The organism is Rhodopirellula maiorica SM1 (assembly GCF_000346295.1).
GTDB lineage: Bacteria > Planctomycetota > Planctomycetia > Pirellulales > Pirellulaceae > Novipirellula > Novipirellula maiorica.
Genome location: NZ_ANOG01000412.1, coordinates 1 through 1,385 on the forward strand (window position 1 = coordinate 1; position 1,385 = coordinate 1,385).

General features: G+C 56.5%; 3 protein-coding genes. All 3 read left to right on the plus strand.

The genetic code is table 11. The features are described from left to right. The first annotated feature begins 81 nt into the window (after positions 1-81). A complete protein-coding gene (locus RMSM_RS13205; RefSeq protein ID WP_008696681.1) occupies positions 82-582 on the plus strand; it encodes an FxsA family protein in 501 nt (166 codons plus the stop codon). Positions 583-598: 16 nt separating this feature from the next. Further along, positions 599-805 (plus strand): DUF3565 domain-containing protein, encoded by a 207-nt coding sequence (locus RMSM_RS13210; protein ID WP_008696683.1) that lies wholly within the window; start codon positions 599-601, stop codon positions 803-805. A gap of 104 nt (positions 806-909) precedes the next feature. Further along, positions 910-1,385 (plus strand): pyridoxal-phosphate dependent enzyme (locus tag RMSM_RS13215; RefSeq protein WP_144057619.1); only part of this gene is annotated, 476 nt, incomplete at its 3' end.

The following is a 1,385-nucleotide window of genomic DNA, read 5'->3' on the forward strand; positions in this document are numbered from 1 at the left end:
GTGTGCCTTGGCCCGCAAGCTCATGGGATGGGCTTTGTTTTTGGTGGAAAATGCCCACCTACCGCCTGATAGGTTGAGACTATGTTCGTTCGGCTGCTCGCTGCTTTTATCGTTGTCCCGCTGGTAGAGCTCTATTTGCTGCTGCAATTGGCAGATGCGACCAGCGGATTGACGGCGTTTGCAGTCGTCATTGCCACCGGAGTAATGGGGTCATTTTTGGCTCGTCGTGAAGGGGCCAACGCGTGGTTCCGGTTTCAGAAGGCACTCGCCGAAGGCCGGATGCCCAGTCGTGAAATCCAAGATGGGTTGATGATTGTGGCTGCTGCCGTGATGTTGCTGACCCCCGGGCTTTTGACCGACGCGTTGGGATTCTTGTTGTTGGTCCCCACTGGCCGCAGCTTGATACGTCGTTTTGTGCTCAGCCGCTACATCGGTTCAGTGCGTGTTCATGTCGCCGGGCAACAGGCCGCCGGAGGAGGGACGCAGGAGGATTCGGATCTCGATTCGCCCGTTTACACCACGCGAAGACCGAGTTCGTCTAAGACGATCGATGCGACTTCGTATCACAAGACCCATGAATAAGTGAACTGCAAGTCGCGTGCAGCAGCCAATCGTCGGATACCATCGGGATGACGAAGACCACTGGGTGGCCGAGCTCGATTGTGGCCACAATCAACATGTGCGTCATGATCCGCCTTGGATGAATCGCCTCTGGGTGACCACCGCCGCAGGCCGCGAGTCGCGGTTGGGAGTGATGTTGGAATGCAAAAAGTGCGACGAGAGAGCGCCCCGCGACAATCCTTAGGCGACGCTCGATTCGAATTGCCTCGCTAGCCGATTCGGCAGCCGGATGGTCCAATGGAGGCCCATTTCATCTGCCGCGTTCCTTTTTTAACATCCGATACGTCGATGGTTCACGATCCCACGGTGCTAGCGAGCGTCCAGTCCATTCATGAGGCCGAAACGCGAATTCGCGACAATGTCCGCCACACTCCGCTGTTGCCCAGCGCGAGGTTATCGCTTGCGTTTGATGCCAATGTCCTACTGAAACGCGAAGATTTGCAGGACGTTCGCAGCTACAAAATTCGTGGCGCGTACAACCGGATGACCCAATTGACATCGGCCCAGCGAGCGGCGGGTGTGGTTTGTGCCTCGGCAGGCAACCACGCACAGGGATTTGCATACGCTTGCAACGCGATGCAGATCAAGGGACGCATCTATATGCCCGCGGTGACCCCCAAACAGAAAGTCGACAAAGTTCGCATGTTTGGCAAAGAACACGTCGATGTGTTTTTGGTGGGTGATACGTTTGATGATGCGGCGGCCGAAGCGCACAAGGCAACTGCCGAAGGATTGACGTACGTGCCGCCGTTTGATGATCCTGC

Bases quoted from the DNA above. Each gene is read 5' to 3' on its own strand.
- RMSM_RS13205 (WP_008696681.1), top strand. From the start codon at position 82: ATGTTCGTTCGGCTGCTCGCTGCTTTTATCGTTGTCCCGCTGGTAGAG.